Annotated in this window: 15 protein-coding genes; 6 read left to right on the forward strand and 9 right to left on the reverse strand. The window is 75.2% G+C overall.

Annotation, left to right across the window (positions count from 1 at the left end):
• Window positions 1–386 precede the first annotated feature (386 nt).
• From PV410_RS10205 to PV410_RS10225, 5 genes are all read right to left on the reverse strand, one after another.
• On the reverse strand, window positions 387–1,286 hold the full coding sequence (locus PV410_RS10205) for a UbiA prenyltransferase family protein (RefSeq protein ID WP_500323749.1): 900 nt from the start codon (window positions 1,284–1,286) through the stop codon (window positions 387–389).
• Complete coding sequence (locus PV410_RS10210) at window positions 1,283–4,069, reverse strand: PEP/pyruvate-binding domain-containing protein (protein ID WP_500323750.1); 2,787 nt, start codon at window positions 4,067–4,069, stop codon at window positions 1,283–1,285. The genes PV410_RS10205 and PV410_RS10210 overlap by 4 nt, the downstream gene beginning before the upstream one ends.
• A gap of 8 nt (window positions 4,070–4,077) precedes the next feature.
• A complete protein-coding gene (locus PV410_RS10215) occupies window positions 4,078–4,782 on the reverse strand; it encodes a methyltransferase family protein (RefSeq protein ID WP_500323751.1) in 705 nt (234 codons plus the stop codon).
• Window positions 4,779–5,696: an AfsA-related hotdog domain-containing protein gene (locus PV410_RS10220; protein ID WP_500323752.1), complete on the reverse strand. Its 918-nt coding sequence runs from the start codon at window positions 5,694–5,696 to the stop codon at window positions 4,779–4,781. The genes PV410_RS10215 and PV410_RS10220 overlap by 4 nt, the downstream gene beginning before the upstream one ends.
• Before the next feature lie 380 nt (window positions 5,697–6,076).
• Window positions 6,077–6,979 (reverse strand): metallophosphoesterase family protein, encoded by a 903-nt coding sequence (locus PV410_RS10225; protein ID WP_500323753.1) that lies wholly within the window; start codon window positions 6,977–6,979, stop codon window positions 6,077–6,079.
• A gap of 157 nt (window positions 6,980–7,136) precedes the next feature.
• Between PV410_RS10225 and PV410_RS10230 the strand changes: the two genes are divergently transcribed.
• Window positions 7,137–8,414 (forward strand): nucleotidyl transferase AbiEii/AbiGii toxin family protein, encoded by a 1,278-nt coding sequence (locus tag PV410_RS10230; protein WP_500323754.1) that lies wholly within the window; start codon window positions 7,137–7,139, stop codon window positions 8,412–8,414.
• 303 nt (window positions 8,415–8,717) lie between these two features.
• Here the strand turns inward: PV410_RS10230 and PV410_RS10235 are convergent, their stop codons facing one another.
• The gene (locus tag PV410_RS10235; protein WP_500323755.1) at window positions 8,718–10,163 is read right to left on the reverse strand and encodes an MFS transporter; all 1,446 of its coding nucleotides are present in this window, start codon (window positions 10,161–10,163) and stop codon (window positions 8,718–8,720) included.
• 308 nt (window positions 10,164–10,471) lie between these two features.
• Here PV410_RS10235 and PV410_RS10240 point away from each other — a divergent pair, with 308 nt between their 5' ends.
• Window positions 10,472–11,050, forward strand: a complete 579-nt coding sequence (locus tag PV410_RS10240; protein WP_499515095.1) for a TetR/AcrR family transcriptional regulator — start codon at window positions 10,472–10,474, stop codon at window positions 11,048–11,050.
• 28 nt (window positions 11,051–11,078) lie between these two features.
• Here PV410_RS10240 and PV410_RS10245 read toward each other — a convergent pair whose 3' ends face one another.
• Both PV410_RS10245 and PV410_RS10250 read right to left on the reverse strand, forming a co-directional pair.
• Window positions 11,079–11,618 (reverse strand): GNAT family N-acetyltransferase, encoded by a 540-nt coding sequence (locus tag PV410_RS10245; protein WP_500323756.1) that lies wholly within the window; start codon window positions 11,616–11,618, stop codon window positions 11,079–11,081.
• Between the two features lie 239 nt (window positions 11,619–11,857).
• Window positions 11,858–12,538, reverse strand: a complete 681-nt coding sequence (locus tag PV410_RS10250) for a TetR/AcrR family transcriptional regulator (protein ID WP_500323757.1) — start codon at window positions 12,536–12,538, stop codon at window positions 11,858–11,860.
• 72 nt (window positions 12,539–12,610) lie between these two features.
• Here PV410_RS10250 and PV410_RS10255 point away from each other — a divergent pair, with 72 nt between their 5' ends.
• The 4 genes from PV410_RS10255 to fusA all read left to right on the forward strand — a co-directional run bounded on the left by PV410_RS10255 (window position 12,611) and on the right by fusA (window position 22,471).
• Window positions 12,611–13,720 carry an FAD-dependent oxidoreductase gene (locus PV410_RS10255; RefSeq protein ID WP_500323758.1) on the forward strand — a complete coding sequence of 370 codons (1,110 nt, stop codon included), beginning with the start codon at window positions 12,611–12,613 and terminating at the stop codon, window positions 13,718–13,720.
• 235 nt (window positions 13,721–13,955) lie between these two features.
• On the forward strand, window positions 13,956–15,467 hold the full coding sequence (locus PV410_RS10260) for an NlpC/P60 family protein (RefSeq protein ID WP_500323759.1): 1,512 nt from the start codon (window positions 13,956–13,958) through the stop codon (window positions 15,465–15,467).
• Between the two features lie 216 nt (window positions 15,468–15,683).
• Window positions 15,684–19,454, forward strand: a complete 3,771-nt coding sequence (locus PV410_RS10265) for an nSTAND1 domain-containing NTPase (protein ID WP_500323760.1) — start codon at window positions 15,684–15,686, stop codon at window positions 19,452–19,454.
• A gap of 1,001 nt (window positions 19,455–20,455) precedes the next feature.
• Window positions 20,456–22,471, forward strand: coding sequence for an elongation factor G (gene fusA, locus PV410_RS10270; protein ID WP_500323761.1), 2,016 nt, complete (start codon window positions 20,456–20,458; stop codon window positions 22,469–22,471).
• Between the two features lie 63 nt (window positions 22,472–22,534).
• On the opposite strand, the gene PV410_RS10275 is transcribed toward fusA, so the two are convergent.
• Entirely contained in the window at window positions 22,535–22,951 is a 417-nt protein-coding gene (locus PV410_RS10275) for a hypothetical protein (protein WP_500323762.1), read from the reverse strand.
• Window positions 22,952–23,073 lie beyond the last annotated feature (122 nt).

Consider the following 23,073-nt stretch of genomic DNA (forward strand, 5'->3'; position numbering starts at 1 on the left):
GCCGCAGGGTTGGTGGTTGGCGGCGGTCGTCATCGCGGGCCTCTCGGGGGCGGCGGGGAAGCTGACGGCGCAAGCCATTGCCGCGGGCGCCGGCCACACGGCAGTGCGGGAAGTCCGGTGCTGCCGAGGTCGGGAGGGCCAGCGGAGCGCTGGGCAGGGCCGTGGATGGGCGGCGGTGTCCCGGTGGCCGTAAGTCCGGTCGCGGGCCGCAGGGTTGGTGGTTGGCGGTGGTCGTCATCGCGGGCCTCCGGGGGCGGCGGGGACGCACGCCGGCCGGGCGGCGGTGTGATGGCGGGGGCAGCCGGGCGCTGCCGAGCCCCGGAGGGCCGGCGGGACGCAGGGCAACTCCGCCCGGTGGCGGCGGAGTTGCCGGTCGCCAAGGGTCGTCATCGGGGGCCTCCGGGCGCCGCGGACTGGATGAGCAACGCCGAGGTGAGCAGGGCGGACAGGAAGCCGACGACGAAGGCCATCGCCGCGGGCACCGGCCAGGCCGCCGTGCGGTGGCGCAGGAAGCGCAGCGCCGCCATGACCGGCAGGGCGAGCAGGGCGCAGGGGAGCAGTGCCCGGGGGTCGCGCAGCAGGGCCGCGGCCAGCACGGTGGCGAGCACCGCCCAGCCCAGCGCCGTCAGGGCGCTGGGCACCGGGCCGATGACGCCCGAGTACGTCCGGGAGCCGGGCTCGGACCGCCAGCGGGTCTTGCGGGCGAACTCGAAGTGCAGGAAGACGCAGGCGGGGACGAGCAGCAGCGGCAGCGCGTGCCAGCGGGCCGGCACGGGCGTGGAGGCGGTCAGGGAGACGTAGACGTACACGCTGAGCAGCAGTTGCACCGGGTGGGTGACGGCGAGGTTGAGCAGGACGCCGTCCCGGAGGCGGGGGGACCACCGCTCCAGCACCACCAGCAGCCAGGAGTACGCGAGGCAGGCGGTGAGCGGGAGCAGCGACACCGGGGACAGCGCCGCGTTCAGCGTGACGAGGAGCAGCGCCACGGCGCCCATCGCGGACCGCAGTTGGGCGACGGTGACCGTGCCCCGCACCAGGGGGCGGTCCGGGTTGTGCGCACGGTCGTAGTCGAGGTCCTTCTGCTCGTCGACCACCCGCAGCCAGAAGAGCACCAGGACGGCCGAGGCGCAGCGCACCGCCGTGCCGGCGCCGGGGTGCCAGGGCGTGCGGGTCGCCGCCGCGGCGGCGGCCTCCAGCGACAGCACCCACAGCGTGGCGTAGGGGACGTACACGTACGGGGTGAAGACCTGGACGGTGAAACGGACGAGCGCGGTCGCCGTCCTCATCGGTCCCCCTCCCGGTCCGGCGGGGGCGCGAGGATCTTGACGCGCCCGGTGGAGCCGTCCATCTCGATGAGCGCGCCATCGGGGATGACGGTGGTGGCACCGGAGACGGCGACGACCGTGGGGATGGCGAACTTGCGGCCGGTGATGGCGGTGTGCGAGAGCAGCGTGCCGCGTTCCACGACCAGCCCGCGCGCGCCCAGCATGAGGAAGAGCCAGCCGGGGTCGGTCTCCCGGGCCACCAGGATCATGTCCGGGCACGGTTCGACGGGCCGCAACGGGTCGAGGACGACGCGGGCGGTGCCGCGGACGACCCCGCCGCTGGAGCCCAGCCCCGAGAGTTCGCCGTCGCCGTCGCCGTCGCCGTCGCCGTCGCCGTCGCCGTGCCCGCCGGAGGCGGAGGCGGTCGTCGCCGCCGGGCCGCCGGGGAGCCGGTCGCGGACCGGGCCCAGGGTGGTGAAGCCCGGCGGCAGGTCCGGCCCGGGGGCCTCGTACTCGGCGCGGCGGACGTCGGCGAGCGCCTGGAGGTTGCCGCTGACCCCGCTGCCGTCGTACCAGCCGAACAGTTCGTCCTGGGTGAGGTGGACGACGTCGCCGGGGTCGCGCAGCACCCCGCGCGCGTGCAGGTCCTCGCCCAGCGAGGCGAAGACCGCCTTGCTGTAGCCGAAGAGCTCGCTGCGGAAGTAACGGGAGTTCTCCCGGTGGGTGATGGCCCGGCGCAGGGCCGTCAGCAGCGCGCGCACCAGCCGCAGCCGGGGCGAGCGGGCGCCGAGCGCGGCGGCCAGCCGTTCCTCGGCCGCGGCGCGCACCCGTAGTTCGGCCGCGCGCAGGGCGGGCCCGTCGAGGCCGCCGGCGGCGTGCTCTCCGGCCATCCGCAGCAGCGTCCAGGGGGTGCTGCGGAGGTTGGGCCGTTCCATCTTCAGTTCGTGCAGGCCGCGGTCGCCGTAGCGGTCGAGGTGCTCCAGGGCGGCCGCCCGTGTTTCCCGCCCGTACGCGCCGTCCCGTACGGCACGCCAGAGCTCCGGGCCCGGCTCCGGGCCGGAGCGCAGGGCGGCGGACAGCCGCGGGTCCCGGCGTACGGCTCCGGCCAGCCGCAGCAGCGACATCACCGCCTCGCTGCTGCGGTTGGACTCGTCGCCGCAGAGCAGGTCGCTGAGGAGGCCGGGGCCCTCGTGCGGCGCCCAGCGCGCGAGCAGCCGGCCGGTGATGCCGGCGGTGGCGCCGAGCACGGAGTCGTTGAGGAGGGTGACGCCCCAGTGGTTGCCGGCCTGCCGCCACACCTCGCGGTGGTCCTGGATGCGGGCGAGCGGATCGACGGCCGACCAGTCGGCGCCCCGGCGATCGGCGATCAGCGCCTCCCACCACTTCTCGAAGGCCGTCATGGACCGGTGGTGACCGGCGATCAGCCGGACGACCCGGGCCACTGGACGGACCAGCCGCACGGGGGAGGGGGCGGGCGCCGGGGCGGGGCCGCTGCCCTCGGCCAGGCCCATCATCGACTCCCACGAGGCGCGGAACCACGGGAAGACGGCGAGCCGGCCGTGCAGCCGGTACCAGGACTCCAGGTCGTAGTGGATCCGGTTGCGGTGCAGGCCGATCATGCGCTCGAGGTACGGCTCGTCGTCGTGGAGGGTCCGGGCCGGCACGCCCAGCCTGCGGTACAGGTCGTGGAAGATCGTGCGGTAGAACCGCTGCGCGAAGGAGTAGGTCAGCGCGGTGGTGGGTCCGGGGAAGCTCTCGGTGACGTTGGCGCTGCTCCACAGCCGGCGAAGCCGCAGGTCCACCGCGACCGGGCGGGACTGGACGAGGTGCACCCGTCCGTCGGCGGTGACGGCGCCCTCGACGTCCTGCGGCCGCCCGCCGAAGAGCTTCTGCACGGTGCGGCCGAGGGCCGCCAGTTCCCGTACGAGCGGGTCGTCGAGGACGGGGGCGTCGCGCAGTTCCGGCGGCACGGGCTGCGGCACCGGTCCGGCGTCGGGGCGCCGCGGGTCGGGGACGAGGCGTTCGGGCTTGGTGGCGACGACGCGCTCCAGCCGCTGCTCCGGGCCGCGCAGGAAGTAGTGGTCGACGCCGACCTTCTCCTGCACCACGCCTTCGCCCAGGCCCAGGCCCGCGGCGATCAGGGTGTCGGCGGCGCCCGTCCCCGGATCGCAGGTGAACATCACGAAGGAGCGTTCCGCCGGCACCATCCGCTGGACGCCGACGGCGACCGCGACGCCGCCGGTGCCGCCGGAGTCCACCGGCAGGCCGCGGGCGTGCCGGTAGAGCAGGGCCTCCGCGTTGTGCCCGGAGGCCCAGCAGGCCCGGACCCGGTCGACGAGCGCGGCGCGGCGCACCTGCAGGAAGCTGTCGCTGAGCCCCGCGAAGGGGTCCTCGGCGGAGTCCTCCCCGTGGACTCCCACGGTGCAGGCCCGTACGGCGGCCGGCGCGCCGGGGCCGATCACCTCGTCGAAGGCGGCGAGCAGCCGCCGTTCGGCCTCCGGCGGCAGGGGCGCGCCGGCGTACAGCTCGCGGATCCCGGCGGCCGCGGCCCGGACGGAGGCGGGGTCGGCGAAGTCCGTCGACCGCAGCAGGGCGTCGATGCGCGGGCGCAGCGGCCGGGTGAGGGCGCGGTGCCAGTCCGCGGGCAGGACGAAGAAGGCGGGCACGGTCAGTCCGGCCTCGCGCATCCGGGCGAGCCGCGCGAACTTGTACCCGCAGTCGTCGGCGGTCATCCGTTTCCCGTCCAGCAGCGGGACGAGGGCGTTGGGACGCCGGCGGGCGCGCCGGCCCCTGTCGTCGGTCACGGTCACGGTCACCACACCGCCGGGATCAGCCGCTTGCGGTGCCGGGCGTACGCGGCGTACCCGCGCAGGTCGGCCAAGGCCCGCTCCTCGGCGCGGATGCGCAGCACGACGGCGGGCAGCAGCAGCGCGAGGAACGCGGCCACGCTCAGCGGGTTGGCCAGGACCCCGACGAAGCCCGCGTGCGCCAGCACCATGCCGCTGTAGGCGGGGTGGCGCACCACCCGGTAGGGGCCGTCGGTCACGACCTCGTGGTCGCCGAGGGTGCGCACCTTGTGCGAGTAGAAGCGGCCGAGCCGGCGGATCGCGGCCAGGCGCAGCGCGGCACCGCAGACGAACACGGCCGTCGCGAACCACTGGCCGGGCCCCCAGCCCTGCCACCAGGGCGCCACGAAGAGGGCGGCGGCCACCACTGCGCCGCGGGCCGCCCCGTACCACTGCATGGTGCCGCGGTCGTCGCCGCCGCCGGCCCGCGGGGCGGCACGGAAGGTGACGCGCAGTTCGAGGAGGGTCCACAGCAGGTAGAGGCCGATCACCACGGCCTGGGCGCGGTGCCGGGGCTCGGACCAGTGGCCGCCCTCCCGGATCAGGGCCCAGCCCAGGGCCACCAGTCCGGCGGCGAACAGAGCGGGCGGGAAGAGACTCTCTAGGCGGGGGCGGCGCTCGTGCCGCGGCGGGGGTGCCGGGCGGGTGCCCGTCCCGGCATCCGGGGTCACCGGGTGCCTCCCGCGGAGGCGCCGCGCAGCCTGCGGTACGCGGCGGGGGACATCGCGTACCCGCTGAAGCGGGCCTCGCCGACCGGACCGCCGCTCGCGCTGAACCGGACGCGGACGTCACCGCCGCAGACCGGGGGCAGGGAGTCCGTCCACAGCCGGACCCGCTCGGCGCGGCGTACGGGACGGGCGGTGGCGGCGCGCAGCGAGGCCACGACGTAGCGGCGGTCGAAGTCCACCCGGCGTGACTGGTGGCCCAGCAGCGTCACGAACTGCCGTGCCGCCTCGGTGAGTTCGGTCAGCGATCGCAGCTCCACGCCGGTTCCGCGGGAGCGGGCGCGCAGATGGTGACCGCGGGGCGGGGAGAGCAACTCGGCGCTGTAGCCGCCGGGGCCGTGGTTGCGGTAGCCGGCGAGCAGGACGTTCTCGGGCCGGTGGCGGTGGACCAGTTCGGGGGCGACCATGGTGTCCCGGCGCGGCCCCCGGTCCTCGCCGGCCCGCGGTCCGGGCAGTCCCACGGCGCCCGGGCTCCCCGGGGCCGGGACGGCCACCGCGTGGATCCGTCCGTCGCAGACCGCGCGGTCCTGCTGCAGGCAGTGGACGCGCCACCCGCCGGGCGTCCCGGGCAGGGCACGTGCGGTGATCTCCACGGGGAGGTGCTTCTCGGTGAAGCGGCCGAACTCCAGCTCCAGTGCGTGGACCCGCCAGGCGGGACGGGAGTCCGCGTCCGCCCCGGCGATGCGCTCGACGAGTTCGGTGGCCCCGTCGATCAGCAGGGCCGCGGGCAGGTGGTCGAGGGGGTGGTCGAAGAAGAAGGGGTCCTGTTCGACCGTCCGCAGGCGGGCGGTCCAGGTCACCGCGGCGTCGCCGCCGCGGTGGGTGGCGCGCTCGTCCGTGGGTGCTTGTAAGACTGGCATCGGACAACAACTCCGTTGGTCTTCCCGGCGTTTCACCGTGCATGGGCAGGTTCGGTCGATCGGACCAGTTGTGTGTTGCGCGCTGGAGTCGACGCTACTACCCGTGGGTAATAACTCTCGGCGGGCCGGTCGGGGCGGGTGGATTCCGGCCACGGCCCGGCTCCGGCGTTACCGGGGGTCCGCCGTCGCGGTCACCGGGCGGACGGCGGCACGGGGTGCCGCGGGGCCCTGGGGCGTGCGAGGGTCAGCGTTTGCTGTTGCGAACAAAGTTGGCGTGATCCGGGTCCTCGAACAGGACCGAATTCCCCGGGGATTTCCCTTTCGTTCGCCGCGGCGGGTGTTCGCGCCGTGACGTGCGGTGAGGCCGAGTCCTCCGGGAGTCAGTTCCCGGGTGCGGTCCAGGCGTTCGGCCCGAGCCGGTCGATGATCGTACGGAGCTGCTCCCGGTCGAGCTCGTAGATCGTCTCGCCCGCCCTCGGGTCGCGTGCGTGGAGGGTGTGGAACAACGGCCCCCCGTGGGCGCCGATCTGGACCAGGGTGGCCGAGGCCCCCCGGACGGCGCGCTCGGTACCGGGCGGCGCGGTGAGGTCGACCCGCCCGACGACCCCCGGGGTCACCCACACCGGCACCGACTCCAGGTGCCCGGACAGCTGGAGGTGGAAGTGGCCGCACAGGATCAGCCGCACGTCCGTACCGCGGATCGCGTCGGCCAGCTCGCCGGCGTTCCGCAGTCCCAGCGCGTGCTGCACCTCGACGTCGAGCGCGATCGGCGGATGGTGCAGCACCAGCACACTGCCCATGGGGGCCGGGGTGGCCAGGACCTCGCGCAGCCAGTCGAGCTGGGCCCCGCCGAGCAGGCCGTACCCCATGCCCGGCACGAGCGAGTCCAGGGTGATGAAGCGGAAGCCGTCGACCAGGCTCACGGCCGCCCGCTCCCCGGCGGGCGAGGTGAGCATCGCCCGGGCGTGGTTGCCGCCCTCGGGGCGCAGGTGCCCGCTGCCCAGCGCCCGCGCGAAGGCGCGGCGCTCGTCGTGGTTGCCGGTGCTGTAGAACACCGGCGCCCGCCGCCGCAGGGCGAAGTCCCGGACGATGTCGCGCACGGAGATGTACGCGTCCAGCGACCCGTCGTCGGCGATGTCGCCGCTGATGACGATGACGTCGATGTCCGCGACCGGCTCCAGGTCGTTCAGCAGACCGCGCAGCGACTCCCTCGCGTTGACACCACCCGCCCTCGGCGCACCGAAGCGATCGAGATGGGTGTCGGAGAGATGCAGGATCCGCATTGCGCGTACGGTACTCGGCTCGCGGCGCGACGTCACCGATCATTGCGCCGCGCAACCGGACGGCGGCGCCGCGGAGCGGAACGGAGTTGCGGGGGGACGCGGCGGTTCGTGAGGCTTGGACCCGGCGACGGGAATCCGGAGAAGAGGGGGCCGCGCCATGGACCGTTCGTGGAAGCGCTTCGACTGGACGGCCACGGAGGTGCCGCAGGCGCCGCTCGACCACCGGCAACGGTTGCGGGCGGGCGTGCCGTTGACACTGCGGGCCGTCCAGGACGCGCGGGCCGTGCAGCGGCCGGTGTTCGACCCGGCGTTGCAGCAGTACCCCAACGCGTACCGTGCGGCCGACCCGCACTTCCCGGACGCCGGGGTGGAGGCGCGCTGGCTTGAGGCCCGCCGCCGGGCGACGGACCTCGTGCTCGCGGCCGTCGCGGACTCGCCGTGGGCGGAGCATCTGGTGCTGCGCGGCAGCAGGCTGCTGCGCGCCTGGTTCGGGGACGCCGCGCGGGAGCCCGGCGACCTGGACTTCGTCGTCGTTCCGCGGGAGTGGCGGATCGAGGAGCCGCGCACGACCGGGCTGTTCGAGGGCATCGCCCGCGCGGCCGGGCACGTCTCCGCGTCCGGGCCGGTACGGATCTCCGCCGCGGACGCGGTCGCGGAGGACATCTGGACGTACGACCGCGTGCCCGGGCGCCGGCTCGTCCTGCCCTGGACGGCGGACGGGCTGCCCGGCGGGATCGTCCAGCTCGACGTCGTCTTCAACGAGCGGCTGCCCACGCCGCCGGAGCGCTTCCCGCTCCCCGCCCTGTCGGCGGACGGCCCGCAGGCCGCGGTGCTCGGGGTCTCCCCGGAACTGTCGCTGGCGTGGAAGCTGATGTGGCTGGTCAGCGACAGGCATCCGCAGGGCAAGGACCTGTACGACGCGGTGCTGCTCGCCGAGTCCTGCCGGCTGCGGCCGGAGGTGCTGCGTGACGTCTTCCTCGACGCCGAGGGCTGGTACGCGCTGCACCCCGTCACCGCGGACGCGCTCGGGGACCTGGTGCCGGAGGTGGAGTGGCGGCACTTCGCGGCGGAGTACCCCCGGCTCGGCGGCGACGCGACCGCGTACGGCCGCCGCCTGACCACGGCCCTGGCCCCGACGTTCGACGCCGCCCCGCAGGGCGCCGCCCTGCGGGCCTGGTGGATGGCGCCCTGGCTCGCCGAGTACCGCGGCGTCCACGACCGCGAGGGCATGGCGGGTCTGCAGAAGCGGCTGGCCGCCGAGGTGGGTCCGCCGGTCGCCGTCGTCATCACCCGCCAGGTGCTCGGCCCCGGGCGGTGCAGCCCCGAGGACGCCCTCGCCATCATGCTGGCCGACCCGGCCTGGTCCCAGTGGGTCGAGATTTACGAGCGGCACCCGAAGTGGCGGCGTGAGCACCTGTCCGAACCGGGGGAGTGACGGCCGGCTCCCTACCCGGGGGCCGGTGGCCGGGGTAGGGCGCGTTGCGCGTCCGCGCTCTTGCCTGCGGCGGGCCGGGAGATCGGGGCCGGTTGGTGATCGCGGCCGCAGGCGGGTGCGGCTTCCGCCGTGACCGGTGAGGCCCGGCCCGCGGTGTGACGGGCGGTGGGCCGGGGCGAGGAGCGCCGCGAGGGTCGCCCATCAGGCGGCCGGGAACCGGAACCGGTCGATGACCGCGGCGGCAATGGCCGCGGGCGGGTGCGGCGGCCTGCGTGAGGTGCCGCACCCGCCCGAGGGTGTCCGTCAGCCGCGGGCGCCGGACGCCACGGGTTCGGCTTCCGCCGGGGCCGGCGCGGTCGCGGCCGCGGCGTGGCGGGCGGTGGCGCGGTGGACCGGGACGAGGAGCGCGGCCAGGGCCGCCGCCAGGCAGAGCACCGACAGCAGGCTGAACGCGTGGGTGTAGCCGGAGGCGTAGGGCAGGCCGGAGGGCTGGAGCCGGCTGGTGACCAGCACGCTGGTGACCGCGGCGCCGATGGAACCGCCGATCGTGCGGATGTTGGCGTTCATGCCGCTCGCGGCGCCGGTCTGCTCGGCCGGGACGCTGCGCACGATCAGGTTGGCCATCGAGGCGAAGGCGAGGCCGATGCCGAGGCCGAAGACGCCGGCCGCGAAGGCCACCTGCCACTGCTGGTCGTGCCAGGCGGCGAGGAAGCCGCAGGCCACCGCGCCCAGCGCGGCACCCGCCGTGAGCAGGCGCTTCGCGCCGACCACGGGCTCCAGGCGGCCGCTGAGGACGCCGGAGAGGAACATCGCCACCAGCATCGGCAGCATCAGCAGCCCGGCCCCCGTCACGCTGGCGCCGAAGCCGTATCCCGCGGCGCTCGGGGTCTGGGCGAAGCCGGGGAGGAAGGACCAGATCGAGTACATGCCCGCGCCGAAGAGGAGACCAGCGGCGTTGGTGGTCCACACGGCGCGCAGCCGCATGATGCGCAGGTCGATCAGGGGGTGGCGGGAACGGGCCTCGGCCGTCAGCCACAGGGCGAACAGGACGACCGCGGCGGCGAACAGGACGAGGGCGCGGCCGGAGGTCCAGCCCCATTGGGTGGCCTGGCTGAGCGGCAGCAGCAGGGCCACGAGCCAGCCCGACAGGAGGACGGCGCCGAGCCAGTTGACGCGTCCCTCGGCCCGGCTCGGGGACTCGGGCACGTAACGGAAGGCGATCAGCGCGGTGATCGCGACGACGCCGACGGGCAGCCAGAACAGCCAGCGGTAGTCGAGCGCCGAGACGATCGGGCCGGCCGCCACGATGCCGACGCCGCCGCCCGCGGCGATGACGGCGGACAGGTTGCTGATGCTCGGGCCCACCTCGCTCGCGGTGAACTCGTCCCGGATGATCCCGAAGGACAGCGGGAACAGTGCGCCGCCGATGCCCTGGATGACGCGGGCGATGATCAGTACGCCGATGGACGGCGCGAGCGCGGCGAGCAGGCAGCCGAGCGTCAGGACCACCAGGACGGCGACGAGGGTGCGCTTCTTGCCGACCAGGTCGCCGACCCGGCCGAGGATGGGGGTGAAGACCGAGGCCGACAGCAGGTAGGCCGTCATCACCCAGGTCGCGGTGGACTGCGAGGTGTGCAGGGCGTGCTGGACGGTCGGCAGGGCCGGCGCGATCAGCGACTGGAGCATGGAGAACACGCCCGCACCGGTCGCGAGGACCGCGAAGGTGAGGCGGGTGGACTTGCGTGGCATGGAAAGCCTCTCCGATTCCGAACGGGGGCGTGGCCGGGACCGTCCGGCCGTGGTCGTACGGGCCGCGTGGGCAGCCTGGGGACGGCGACCGCGCGCGGCGGCCGCCGGGGAAAGCCTGGGAACAGTCGGGGGACGGGCGATGCGCCGACGCAGGGCCCGTGGAAGGGGTCACGCCGGGGCGCGTACGCCTGACCGCCGCGTGCCGGGCACGCGGCGACGGGAACGACACCCCGACTGGTAAAGTGGAGGTATGCCTCCACTGTAGCGGAGGCTACCCTCCACTTCAAACTTCCGGTCAGGAGGCAGCAGTGACGGCCGACACGTTCCCCGTCAGCGCGATCGTCGCGTCCCAGCGCCCGCACCGCAGGGACGCGGCGCGCAACTACGACGCCCTGCTCGCGGCCGCCCGCGAGGCCTTCGCCGAGAACGGCGCCGAGGCCTCGCTGGAGGACATCGCCCGTCGCGCGGGCGTGGGCATCGCCACCCTCTACCGGAACTTCCCCACGCGGCGGCACCTCTTCGAGTCCGTCTACGCGGACGAGGTCAACGACCTGTGCCGGGTCGCCCAGGAGGTCGCCGACCGCGAGCCGTGGGAGGCGCTCACCTCCTGGCTGGGCCGCTTCGTCGACTACACCGTGACCAAGCGCGCCATCCGCGAGGCCCTCAACAACGAGTCCGACGTCTTCCTGGCCTGCCGCGACTCCATGTTCCAGGCCGGCGGCCCGCTCTTCGACCGCGCCCAGCAGGCCGGCGAGGCACGCGCCGACATCTCCTTCGACGACCTGCTCCGCATGGTCTCCGGCATCTCCGCGACGCACTTCGCGGACGACGCCCAGCGCGACCGCATCCTCTCCGTCGCCCTCGACGGCGTCCGCGTCCGCCGCTGAACCGCGGCGGACGCGCCGCAGGCGCCGGTCAGCCGCCCGGTCGCGGCGCGGCGTAGGCGCGGACGGCCACCCGCCGGTCCGGGCCCCACCGCTGCTCGACGGTGGCCAGCAGCGTCCATCCCAGCCGCTCGTACAGGGCGGCCGCGGCCGTGTCCGACGCGACGACGTCGAGCACCGGGTGCAGTCCGCGCAGCCGCGCCTCCTCGACGGCCGCGGCCATCAGCAGGGCCCCGATGCCGTGGCCGCGGGCCCCCGGCGCGACGAACAGCCGGCCCACGACCGCGGCCGGTCCGGCGGCCGCGCCCTCGCGCGCGCTCCACAGCCCCGGCGCGGCGTCGCTCCCGCTGCCCGCCCCGAGGCCGACGTGACCCACGACGACACCGTCCGACTCGGCGACCCACGCGGCGAGGGATGCCGCCCCGGAGATCCACGCGGCCGGTGCGGCGGGCCAGTCGACCGGGTAGCCGTCCCGGTCGTGGACCGCGGCGAGCACCCGCACGCACGCGTCGAGGTCGCCCTCCTCCCGCCGCCGGACCCGGATCGCCGCACCTGCCGTCGCCTCGTCCACCCGGGAATGCAACCACAGGTCGCCTGTCGCGCGGGCAACGGGAAACCGCCCGGAAACCCCTGGGCGGTGGCGGCCGGGTCGCCCGGGAGTGGCACCCGTACGGCGAGATCAAGACAAGTGCCCGCCGTGACGCGGGCGGCGGCTCCCCGGCGCGGGCAATCCACCCCATTCCCGGAGGACTTCGTGCACACGACCCGCACGCGAACCCACGCCCTGCGTGGACCCGCTTCGGCCGCGCGTCACTTCGACATGCGGGCCTCAATGCCGTCGAGCAGGAAGTCGAGGCCGATTCGGAAGGTGTGGTCGGCGTCCAGGTGGGCGGCATCGCGCACCACCGTGGCCAGCGCGGGGAATCGGCCGGTGGCGAAGGTCCGCTCCAGATAGGGCCCGAGTGAGGCCTGCCAACGCGCCTCGTCCATCCCGGTGGCCCGCTCCGCGCGCCGCTCGGCGACCTCACGGCGCACCGCGCCGATCGCGTACGCGTTGACCGCGGCGACCACCGGCATGACGGCGTCCACGTCGACCCCGCCCAGTGCGGCCACCACGGTCTCCCCACTGGCCAGCGCGTGCGGCCCGAGCTGGGGTCGGCCACCCAGGAGGTCGGCGAGCCATTCGTGCTCGTGGGCGGCGTGCCGGGTGGCTTCGGCAAGGGACCGGAGCACCTCCCGCCAGCCGTCCCCGGCCGGCCGGATCTCGGCGTGGACGGCGTCGACCATGAGGTCGAGCAACTCCTCCTTGCTCGCGATGTAGCCGTACAGCCGCATCGGACGGACGTCCAGTGCGGTGGCGACCTTGCGCAGCGACACCGCGTCCAGGCCCTCCGCGTCGGCCAGTTGGATCGCCGCCCGCACGATCCGCTCCCGGCTCAACGGGGCCGGCACAGGTCGATTCGGTGGCTCCGGCCTCTCCCACACCAACATGCCGCTCACCATACATCGCCTCGGACCGATACAGTGTATCGGTCAGTACGGTGTATCGAAGGAGAAGCGGCCATGACCATCGCCATCGTCGGAGCCGGCCTCGGCGGCCTGGCTCTCGCCCGTGTGCTGCACGTGAACGGCATGGATTGCGTCGTGTACGAACGAGAGTCGTCACGCGGTGCGCGCGGTCAGGGCGGCATGCTCGACATCCACTCCGGCCAGCGGGCGCTGCGCGAGGCCGGTCTGATCGACCGGTTCCACGCGATCGCCCGTGGTGAAGGCCAGGACATGCGTCTTCTCGAGCCGGACGGCACCCTGCTGCTCCAGGAGGACACGCCCGACGACGCCCCGCTCGCGCGACCCGAGGTCGACCGCGCCGACCTGCGCGACCTGCTGCTGGATTCCCTCCCCGACGACGTGGTGCGCTGGGGGCACGCGTTCACGTCCGCCGACAACGGCCTGCTGCACTTCGCCGACGGCAGCAGCGCGACGTATGACCTGCTGGTCGGCGCGGACGGCGCGCAGTCCCGCGTCCGCCCGCTGCTCACCGACGCCCGCCCGGCGCACATGGGCCAGAACGTCGTCGAGGTCGGCATCCCCGACATCGACCGCACGCACCCCGACCTCGCGGCGATGGTCGGGCGCGGCAACTACTGGGTGCTCGGCAACGGACTGTCCCTGGCGGCGCAGCGCAACGGCGACGGCCGCGTCCGCATCGGCCTCAGTTTCTACAACACCCCCGAGGACTGGTTCGCCACCAGCGGGATCCCGTTCGACGACCCGGCCGCCGCGCGGGCGCGGCTGATCGACCTGCTCCCCGGCTGGGACCCGCGGTTCACCGCGCTGATCGCGGCCTGCGACGACACGGTCGTCCCGAGGTCGATCAGCACCCTCCCGGTCGGCCTGACCTGGCCGTCGACGCCGGACGTCACGCTGGTCGGCGATGCCGCGCACCTGATGCCGCCGGTGGGGGAGGGCGCCAACATGGCGCTGCTCGACGGCGCCCTGCTCGGTCTCGCGCTGGCCGCGCACCCGGACGACTTCCCCGCCGCCGTCAGGGAGTACGAGCGCGAGATGTTCGAACGCACCGGCGCTGCCGCCCGGATGTCCGCGGACATCCAGGAACTGCTGATGTCGCCGGACGCCGGCAAGAAGATGCTCGCGTTTTTCCAACCCGGCTGAACGCGACCGCATACGCGGTTGTACGGCCCGACCGCCCTCCGCGCGTTCGGACAGCGCCTCCCCGAGATCCGGCCGGTCCGGCGCGGCCGACCCCGCCCACCAGGGGCTCTCCGGCCGGGAGGCGAAGAGGAAACGGGAAACCCCTGGTGCCGGCGGTCCGTCAGGGGTCACCGTGAGGGCCGACACGCGACCGAGGGCGGCGCCGGGCGCCGCCCCGTCTTTGGGGGAAGACCGCATGAGAGCACGACGCTGGGGAGGCGGGCTGGTCGCCGCCGTGGTGACCGCCCTGCTCCTCGCGCTCGTCCCGGCCGCCGCCGCCCGCGCGGCCGGGACCGGGGAGCAGAACTGGTGCAGCCTGCAGGGCATCGCCTCCGACGAGGCGCACCGGGCCGCGGACGCGGCCTGCCAGGAGTGGCGCAACCGCACGCTGTACACCTGGGGCGGCGGGCACGGCCCCGCGCCCGGCGCCAGTTACGGCACCATCGACATCCACGACCTGGAAGAGACCTGGAACGACCCGTACACCCGCGGCTTCGACTGCTCGGGGTTCGTCCGCTGGGCCTGGTACAAGGCCGTCGGGTGGGACATCCTCGGCGGCGGCACCGCCAAGTCGATGTACCAGAGTGCCGGGCGCACCTACCAGGCGGTGCACGGCAGCGGGGGCGGCAAGCCGGCCGTCTCCGACCTGGAGCCGGGGGACATCGTGTTCACCGGGGTCGGCGGCACGGTTGACAGCATCAGCCACGTGATGCTCTACCTCGGCGGCGGCTACGTCGTGGAGGCGTACCAGTCGCAGCACCCCGTCCGGGTGATCGACATCAACGCGCGCATCGACAACAACCGCCTGGTCGGGGTGGCGCGCATGCCGCAGGGCAGCCCCTTCACGGAGCCGCCCGGCTACGACGGCAGCCTCCAGGTCACCTGGGGCACCGACGTGGCCGTACGGCAGCACCCCAACAAGGCGGCGGCACTGGTGACCCGGCTGTCCGGGCCGGACCTGGTGTACGCCACGTGCCAGCAGCACGGGGAGACCGTCACCGCCGAGGGCTACACCAACGACGCCTGGACGTACCTGTCCAACCGCGGCGGCTGGATCAGCAACATCTACCTGAGGGGGCCGGCCTGGCTGCCCGAGGTGCCCGCCTGCACCGGCTCCGCCTACGACCCGCAGACCGGTTCCGGGGGCGGCGGCGACATCTCGCAGGGCGGCGCCTACAGCACCTGGGGCACCGGCGTGGCGGTCCGCTCGGAACCGTCCACGACCACCGGCACCACGGTGGCCCGGCTGGCCGGCCCGACGAGCGTCGCCGTGAGCTGCCAGACGCACGCGCAGACCGTGACGTCCGAGGGGTACACCAACGACGCCTGGTCCTACCTGCCGCAGTACGGCGGCTGGGTCACCAACATCTACATGCGCGGCGACGCCTGGCTGGCCGGGGTCCCCGCCTGCGACGGCAAGGGCACCTCCACGCCGGCCGGGGCGAGCCCGTACGGCACCTGGGGCACCGGCGTGGCGGTCCACGCCTACCCGGCGACCGGGTCCGCCGTGGTGGTCCGGCTCGCCGGTCCGACCAACGTCGCGGTGTCCTGCCAGAAGCACGCGGAGTCGGTGACGGCCGAGGGCTACACCAACGACGCCTGGTCGTACCTGCCGGAGTACCAGGGCTGGATCAGCAACATCTACATGCGCGGCGACGCCTGGCTGTCCGGTGTGCCGAGCTGCGGCGCCCCGGGCGGCGCGATCTGAGCGACCCCGGTCCGCCACGGCCGGCGTGGTCCCACCGCTCTCGGGGGCGGTGGGGCCCGCCGGACCGTGGCCATTTCTCGACCGTGCGCACCCCTTCGCCCGCGACCCTGGGAACCACGCCCCGCCCCGCGCACTCCTCACCTTCCGACGGGCACGCCGGTCAGGCGGCCGGGGACAGGGGACGGCGCCCTCCGCGCCGTACGCGGCGGGGACGGGATGGACCGGACACCACACAGGCCGACCGAGCCCTTCGGCCCGGCCCTGCGCGAACTGCGCCTGGAGCGCGGCCTGTCGCTGTCGGCGCTGGCCCGGCGCACCCACTACAGCAAGGGGTACCTGAGCAAGATCGAGACGGGCGGCAAGCCGGTCAACGCCGACGTCGCCCGGCGCTGCGACGAGGCGCTGGAGGCCGGCGGGACACTGCTCGCCCTGCTGCCGCCCGAGTCCGGGCCGCGAAGTACCCGGCTGTCAGGGGCCGATGACGAGGCGTCGCCCTGCCCCTATCCCGGGCTGTCCGCCTACGGCACCGAGGACGCGGGGCGCTTCTTCGGCCGCGAACGCGCCGTCGCGGACCTGGTGGAACGCCTCGGACGACGGGCCGGCCAGGGCCCGCTGGCCGTGGTCGCCCCCTCCGGGGCCGGGAAGTCCTCGCTGCTCCGGGCCGGGCTGCTCCCCGCCCTGGCCGACGGCCCGTACGGCCGGTGGCCGGTCGCCTTCTGCACCCCCACCGCGCGGCCCCTGGACTCCCTCGGGCACGCGCTGGAGCAGGCCCTGGAGCCTGCCGCGGGCGGAACGCCGCAGGACCCGGGCGAACAGGGGCCGCCCTCCGCGCGTGCCGCCGTCCTCGTCGCCGCGCCGCGCGGAGGATGCGTCGTCGTGGTGGACCAGTTCGAGGAGACGTTCACGCTCTGCGAGGACGAGGCCGAGCGGCGCTCCTTCATCGCCGCCCTCACCGGGCTCGCCGCGACCGGTGACGCCCTCGTCGTCCTCGGGATCCGGGCCGACGTCACCGGACGCTGCCTGGAGTACCCCGCGCTCGTCCCCGTCATCAGCGACGGGCTGTTCGCGCTGGGCGCGATGAGCCCGGACGAGCTGCGCGAATGCATCGTGCGCCCGGCGCGCGAGGAGGGCACCGAGCTCGAACCGGGACTGGTGGAGGTCCTGCTGCGGGACCTGGGCGCTGCGGAGTCGCCGGACTCCCCGGGGCACCCGGCGGGTGCCGTCCGGCCCGGCGGCGACCCCGGCGCGCTGCCGTTGCTCGCGCACGCCCTGATGGCCACCTGGCGGCAGCGCACGGGCCGCACCATGACCGTCGAGGGCTATCTCGCGGCGGGCGGCATCCACGGCTCCGTCGCCACCGCCGCCGAGGCGCTGTTCACCGCCCTGTCCCCGGCCGAGCAACTGGCCGCCCGCAGGATGCTGCTGAGGCTGGTCCGTGTCGGCGAGGACAACGAGCAGTCGCGGCGCCCCCGCGACACCGCCGACCTGCTGGACGGGCTGCCGGACACCGCCGCGGCCCGCACCGCGCTCGACTCCTTCGTCGCCGCGCGCCTGCTGACCGTCGGCACCGACCACGTCGAGATCGTCCACGAGGCGCTGCTGCGGGCCTGGCCGCGCCTGCGCACCTGGATCCACGCCGCCCGCGCCGACCTCCTGCTGCACCAGCAACTCGCCGCGGCCGCCCGCGAATGGGAACGCGAGGGCCGCGACCCCGCGCTGCTCCACCGCGGCGCACGACTGGCCGCCGCCCGCGAGTGGGCCGCGGGCCCCGGCCGTCGCGACGGCGAACTCGGCCCCGTGGAGGCGGACTTCCTCGCCGCGGCCGCCCACGAGGAGGACCTGCGGCGCACCCTCGTACGGCGCCGGGCCCGGCAGCAGCGGACCGGGCTGGTCGTGCTCGCCGTCCTGCTGGTGCTGGCGGTACTGGCGGGCGGCGTCGCCGTCGAGCAGCGCCTCGGCGCCGACCGGCAGCGCGCCACGGCGCTCTCCCAGGCGATGGCCGCCCGCTCCGCCGAACTGGCCGCCGGGCGGCCGGAGGCCGCGATGCTGCTGGCCGAGGCCGCCTACCGCACCGCCCCCACCACCGAGGCCCGCAGCGCCCTGCTCAGCACGCAGGCCAACGCCTTCGCCGGGCGGCTGACCGGCCACACGGCCGCCGTGAACGCCGTGGTGTTCTCCCCGGACGGCCGGCTGCTGGCGTCGGCGGGCTCCGACCGGACGGTACGGCTGTGGGACGTCGCCGGACGGACCGCGGCGGGCGTCCTCACCGGCCACCGCGGGCCCGTCCGGTCGGTCGCCTTCTCGCCGGACGGCCGGCTGCTCGCCTCGGCGAGCTCCGACGGCACCCTGCGGCTGTGGTCCGTACCGGAGCGCCGGACGGTCGCCGTGCTGACCGAACATCAAGGACCCGTACGCGCCGTGGCATTCGCACCCGATGGCCGCACGCTGGCCTCGGCCGGAGCCGACGGCACCGTACGGCTGTGGGACGCCGCGACCGGACGCCGGAAGGCCGTCCTTACCGGGCACACCGACGAGGTCCTCGCGCTGGCCTACCGCCCCGGCGGCCGGACGCTCGCCTCCGCGGGCGCCGACCGCACGGTGCGCCTGTGGGACACCCGGACCCGCCGGAGCACGGCCGTGCTGCGCGACCACAGCGGCGACGTGCTCGCCCTCGCCTTCAGCCCGGACGGACGCACCCTCGCCAGCGGCGGCGCCGACCGCACCGTGCGCCTGCGGGACGTCGCCGCGCCGCGCCGCACCACCACCCTCGCCGGGCACGACGACGACGTGAACGGGCTCGCCTTCGGGCCCGGCGGCCACACGGTCGTCTCCGCGGGCGGCGACGGCACCGTCATCCGCTGGGACGTCCACACCCACCTGCCCGTCGAGACCCTCACCGGCCACACCGACTACGTGCTGTCCGTCGCCGTGGCCGCCCACGGCGACCTCCTCGCCACCGCGGGCTTCGACCGCACCGTCGTCCTGTGGGACCTCAGCCGCAGCACGCTGGGCGCCTCACCCGTCACCGAGGTGTGGAAGGCCGCCTACGCCCCCGACGGGCGCACCCTGGCCTCGGCCGGCGGCGACGGCACCGTACGGGTCTGGGACATGGCGCGCCACGCCCCCGCGTCCACCCTCACCGGGCACAGCGGCCCCGTCTACGACGTCGCCTTCAGCCCCGACGGCCGGCTGCTCGCCTCCGCGGGCGCCGACCGCACCGTACGGCTGTGGGACACCCGGACCCGGCGGAGCCGCGCCATATTGCGCGGCCACGACGGCGCCGTCTTCGCGCTCGCCTTCAGCCCCGACGGGCACACCCTCGCGACCGGCGGCGCCGACCGCACGGTGCGCCTGTGGGACACCGCGACCGGGCGCCGCGCGGCCACCCTCACCGGGCACACCGACTTCGTGAACTGCCTCGCCTTCAGCCGCGACGGCCGACTGCTGGCCAGCGGCAGCGACGACCTGACGCTCCGCCTGTGGCATCCCGCGACGGGGCGCCGCGCGGCCGTCCTGACCGGTCACACCGGTTCCGTGCGCGGCGTCGCCTTCGCCCCGGACGGCCGGACCCTCGCCAGCGGCGGCAACGACGGCACCGTCCGCCTGTGGGACGTCCCGCGGGCCCGCGCCGCAGGGGTCCTCACCAGCCACACCGGGTCCGTCCGGGGCGTCGCCTTCTCACCCGACGGCCGCACCCTCGCCAGCAGCGGCAACGACCGCACCGTACGGCTGTGGGACCCGGCGGCACGGAGCCTGACCGCCACCCTCACCGGGCACACCCGCGCCGCGTGGAGCGTCGCCTTCAGCCCCGACGGCGCGACCGTGGCCAGCGCCGGCAATGACGGCACCATCCGCCTCTGGGACCCGGACGTCCGCCACCGCACCGCCGTGCTCTGTCGCCTCGCCGGCCCCTCCGTCCCGGCCCGCTGGCGGCACCTGCTGCCCGGCTACGCCTGGCCGGGCGCCTGCGGTTCGTCCAGCGGCTGAGCTCCGGGTGACTCCCGAGGGCCGGCCTCCCGGCATGAGGCGGCCCAACCGGCAGGTGGGCCTTTCCGGTTCGTCCTGGCCCGTCACGGCGGCGGCGCGGGCCGCGTGGCTCCCGGTCGGCGCACGCCGTCCAGGCTGCGGACCGTGTCCGTGCGGAGTGGTCGTACCGGCACGCTGCTCCCCGCGTCTGTGGCGGTGAAGCCGGGGGAAGGGTTCCGCCGGGCCGGGACCCGGACGGAGCATGCGTGCGGGTGCCGGTGGCGGTGGGGGCCTGACCGTCCTGGGCCCGCCGCAACGGCGGTGGCGCGGGGGCGAAGCCTGCGTCCGAGGGGCCCGCGCAGCGGGCCCTGATGGCCTTCCGTCAGGTAGCGCGCGGCCCGTGGCGGCACAACTCCGCAGGGCGCGTGAAGCCCGCTCGATCCGCACCCGTCGCCGGGCGGCACCGGTCCTCGACCGGATTCCGTGGACCGGGGCGGGGAGTCGGGTGCACGGGTCGCGCACGCCCTCTCGTGCCGCTGCTCACGGTCCGCACGCGCCGATGTCGTGGCACCGGTAACCGTCGGGGGCGCGCCGATGCGGCGGCGGCCGGGACGGTTCGGGCCTCCCCGGAAAAACCCGGTGCCCCCATCCGGTCCCGCTCACTACACTCGCGTTGATCGCGCGCCCCCCGACACCGTGGCGCGCTCCGTGACGAACGAAGGGAGCCCGGCCGTGCGTTACCGCACCGCAGCCGTCGTGCCCCCGTCACGCCATGAGGTGATCCTGGTGTCTTCGCAGGCCCGGTGCCCGCTGCGCGGCCGGCACCGGAAGTCCGCGACGACCATCTGACCCCCGCACACCCGCAACCGCACCAGCGGAGCCGGGGCCGGGGCCGACGGCCGGGTACGCCCTGCCGCGACCCGGTCGACGTGCACGGGGGCATCCCCACGGCCCGCACGCGGGCCGTCCCGTCCGGGAATCGCGCCGCCCACTCTCCGGATCACCCGAAAGGCCACCGGGCCATGCGCACCGTCAATCCGCTGACCGCCGTCCGCAACCTGGGCATCCTCGCCCACGTCGACGCGGGCAAGACCACCGTCACCGAACGGATCCTCTACCTCACCGGCGCCACCCACAAGCGCGGCGAGGTCCACGACGGCACGACCGTCACCGACTTCGACCCGCAGGAGCGCGACCGCGGCATCACCATCTTCGCCGCCGCCGTGAGCTGCGACTGGGACGGCCACCGGCTCAACCTGATCGACACCCCGGGCCACGTCGACTTCTCCGACGAGGTGGAGCGCTCCCTGCGCGTCCTGGACGGCGCGGTCGCCGTCTTCGACGCCGTCGCGGGCGTGGAGCCGCAGAGCGAGTCGGTGTGGCGGCGGGCCGACCGGCACGGCGTGCCGCGGATCGCGTTCGTCAACAAGCTGGACCGCGCCGGCGCCGACCTCGACGCCGCCGTCGGTTCGCTGCGCGAACGGCTGCACACCGTGCCGCTCGTCGTCCAGCTGCCGATCGGGCGTGAGGACGGCTTCACGGGCGTCGTGGACCTGCTGCGCATGCGCGCCCTGGTGTGGGCCGACGGCCACGGCACGTACGCCGAGGGCCCGGTGCCGGAGGACTTGCGTGAGGAGGCGCTGCGGCGCCGCCGTGCGCTGGAGGAGACGGTGGCGGAGCTGCATGCGGCCGCGTTCGAGGAGTTCTGCGAACGGTCGGCGCTGTCGGAGGCGACGCTGCGCTCCGCGCTGCGCGACCTGACGCTGGCTGGCGACGGCGTCGTGGTGCTGTGCGGCTCGGCGTACCGCAACCGCGGGATCGAACCGCTCCTGGAGGCCGTCGTCGACTACCTGCCGTCGCCGCTGGACGTCCCGGCGGTACGTCAGGCGGCCGACCCTGCGGCGCCGTTCACGGCGCTGGTGTTCAAGGTGAACGTCACCGCCACCGGGCGGCTGACCTACCTGCGGGTGTACGAGGGGACGATCAGGAAGGGGGACGCCGTGCTGGACACGCGCGCCGGACGCACCGAGCGGATCGGCCGGATCCTGCGGGTGCAGGCCGACCGGCACGTCGACGTCGACGCCGCGGTCGCCGGGGACATCGTCGCGGTGGTCGGGATCAAGTCCGCCGCCGCGGGGGCGACCCTGTGCGCCCCGGGGGCACCCCTGGTCCTCGAACCGCCGTCCGTGGCCGAGCCCGTTGTCTTCGTCGCGGTCGAGGCCGCCCGCAACACCGACACCGACCGCCTGGCGGTGGCCCTGGCCCGGCTGGCCGAGGAGGACCCCTCGCTGGCCGTGCGGACCGACCCCGAGACGGGGCAGACCGTCCTGTCCGGCATGGGCGAACTGCACCTGGAGGTGGCCGTGGAGAAGATCCGCCGCGAGCGGGGGCTGGACGTCCGCGTCGGACGGCCACAGGTTGCCTACCGGGAAACGCTCGTGCGCGGCGTGCCGGGGCTGGTCTTCCGGCACGTCAAACAGGAGGGCGGCGCGGGGCAGTTCGCGCACGTCGTCCTGGACGTCGAGCCGTCCGGGGAGTCCGCGTTCGCGTTCGTCTCGACGGTCGTCGGCGGGCGGGTGCCGAAGGAGTTCGTCCGCGCGGTCGAGGCCGGCTGCCGGGACGCCCTCGCCGAGGGCCCCCTCGGCGGCCACCCCGTCACGGGCGTGCGGGTCACCCTGACCGACGGCGCCACGCACTCCCGCGACTCCTCCGAGACGGCCTTCCGCACCGCGGGCCGCCTCGGGCTCCGGGAGGCGCTGCGCAGCGGCGTCATGGCCCTGCTCGAACCGGTCGTCGAGCTCACGGTCACCGTCCCCGACGCCGCCGTGGGCACCGTCCTCGGCGACCTCGCCGCCCGCCGCGGCCGCGTCACCGGCTCGACGACGCGCTCCGGCACGGCGGTCGTCACGGCGACGGTGCCGCTGGCCGAACTGTTCGGCTACGCGACCCGCCTGCGCAGCCGCACCCAGGGCCGCGGCACCTTCACCACCCGCCCCGCCGGGTACGCCCCGGCCCCCGCGGGCACGGTGACCCGGTAGCCGGCGCGCCCGGCCCCGCCCCCACGATCCCCGGGGGGCGGGGCCGGACCGCGTCGGGTCGGCTCACCCCTCCGCCATGAGGGCCTCGTTGACGTCCGCCACGCGCGCGTGGAGCGGGCCCTCGCGCACGATGTCGTCCCCGAGCCCCCGGCGGTGCGGCGCCACGTCGATGACGGTGACCAGGGTGTCGCCGAACCCGATCACCGCCCACCAGTCCTGTCCGGCCGCCCGGACACGCCACGTCGCCTTGACCCACCTCCCGGTGTCGGCCCGCACCTCCGCGGAGACCAGCTCCCAGGTCGCGGGGTCGAAGGCGAGCAGCGCCTCGACGGGTGCTCCGCGGCGCTCCAGGCGCTCGGTCACGTGCGGGCCGCGCGCGGTGAGCCGTACGGGCTCGCGCAGCACGTGCCGCACCCGCGCGAAGAGCGCCGCGGGGCCGGTGGCCACGTGGAAGCGGGCGGTGTCGAAGCGTGGTGCCAAGGGGGAGTCCTCACCGGGAACGCCGCCAACGCCGAAGGGCGATGGGCATCGTGACCAGGAAGGATACCGGCACACCCGCCGGCGGTGCGTCCGGTCGCGGCGACCTTGGCGGGATCGGGCCG

Source organism: Streptomyces sp. PA03-5A, assembly GCF_033792725.1.
GTDB lineage: Bacteria > Actinomycetota > Actinomycetes > Streptomycetales > Streptomycetaceae > Actinacidiphila.

Excerpts from the sequence above, each read along its gene's own strand:
- PV410_RS10250 (WP_500323757.1), bottom strand. The coding sequence starts at position 12,538 with ATGTTGGTGTGGGAGAGGCCGGAGCCACCGAATCGACCTGTGCCGGCC.
- PV410_RS10230 (WP_500323754.1), top strand. The coding sequence starts at position 7,137 with ATGGACCGTTCGTGGAAGCGCTTCGACTGGACGGCCACGGAGGTGCCG.
- fusA (WP_500323761.1), top strand. The coding sequence starts at position 20,456 with ATGCGCACCGTCAATCCGCTGACCGCCGTCCGCAACCTGGGCATCCTC.
- PV410_RS10265 (WP_500323760.1), top strand. The coding sequence starts at position 15,684 with ATGGACCGGACACCACACAGGCCGACCGAGCCCTTCGGCCCGGCCCTG.
- PV410_RS10235 (WP_500323755.1), bottom strand. The coding sequence starts at position 10,163 with ATGCCACGCAAGTCCACCCGCCTCACCTTCGCGGTCCTCGCGACCGGT.
- PV410_RS10225 (WP_500323753.1), bottom strand. The coding sequence starts at position 6,979 with ATGCGGATCCTGCATCTCTCCGACACCCATCTCGATCGCTTCGGTGCG.
- PV410_RS10255 (WP_500323758.1), top strand. The coding sequence starts at position 12,611 with ATGACCATCGCCATCGTCGGAGCCGGCCTCGGCGGCCTGGCTCTCGCC.
- PV410_RS10220 (WP_500323752.1), bottom strand. The coding sequence starts at position 5,696 with ATGCCAGTCTTACAAGCACCCACGGACGAGCGCGCCACCCACCGCGGC.
- PV410_RS10205 (WP_500323749.1), bottom strand. The coding sequence starts at position 1,286 with ATGAGGACGGCGACCGCGCTCGTCCGTTTCACCGTCCAGGTCTTCACC.
- PV410_RS10260 (WP_500323759.1), top strand. The coding sequence starts at position 13,956 with ATGAGAGCACGACGCTGGGGAGGCGGGCTGGTCGCCGCCGTGGTGACC.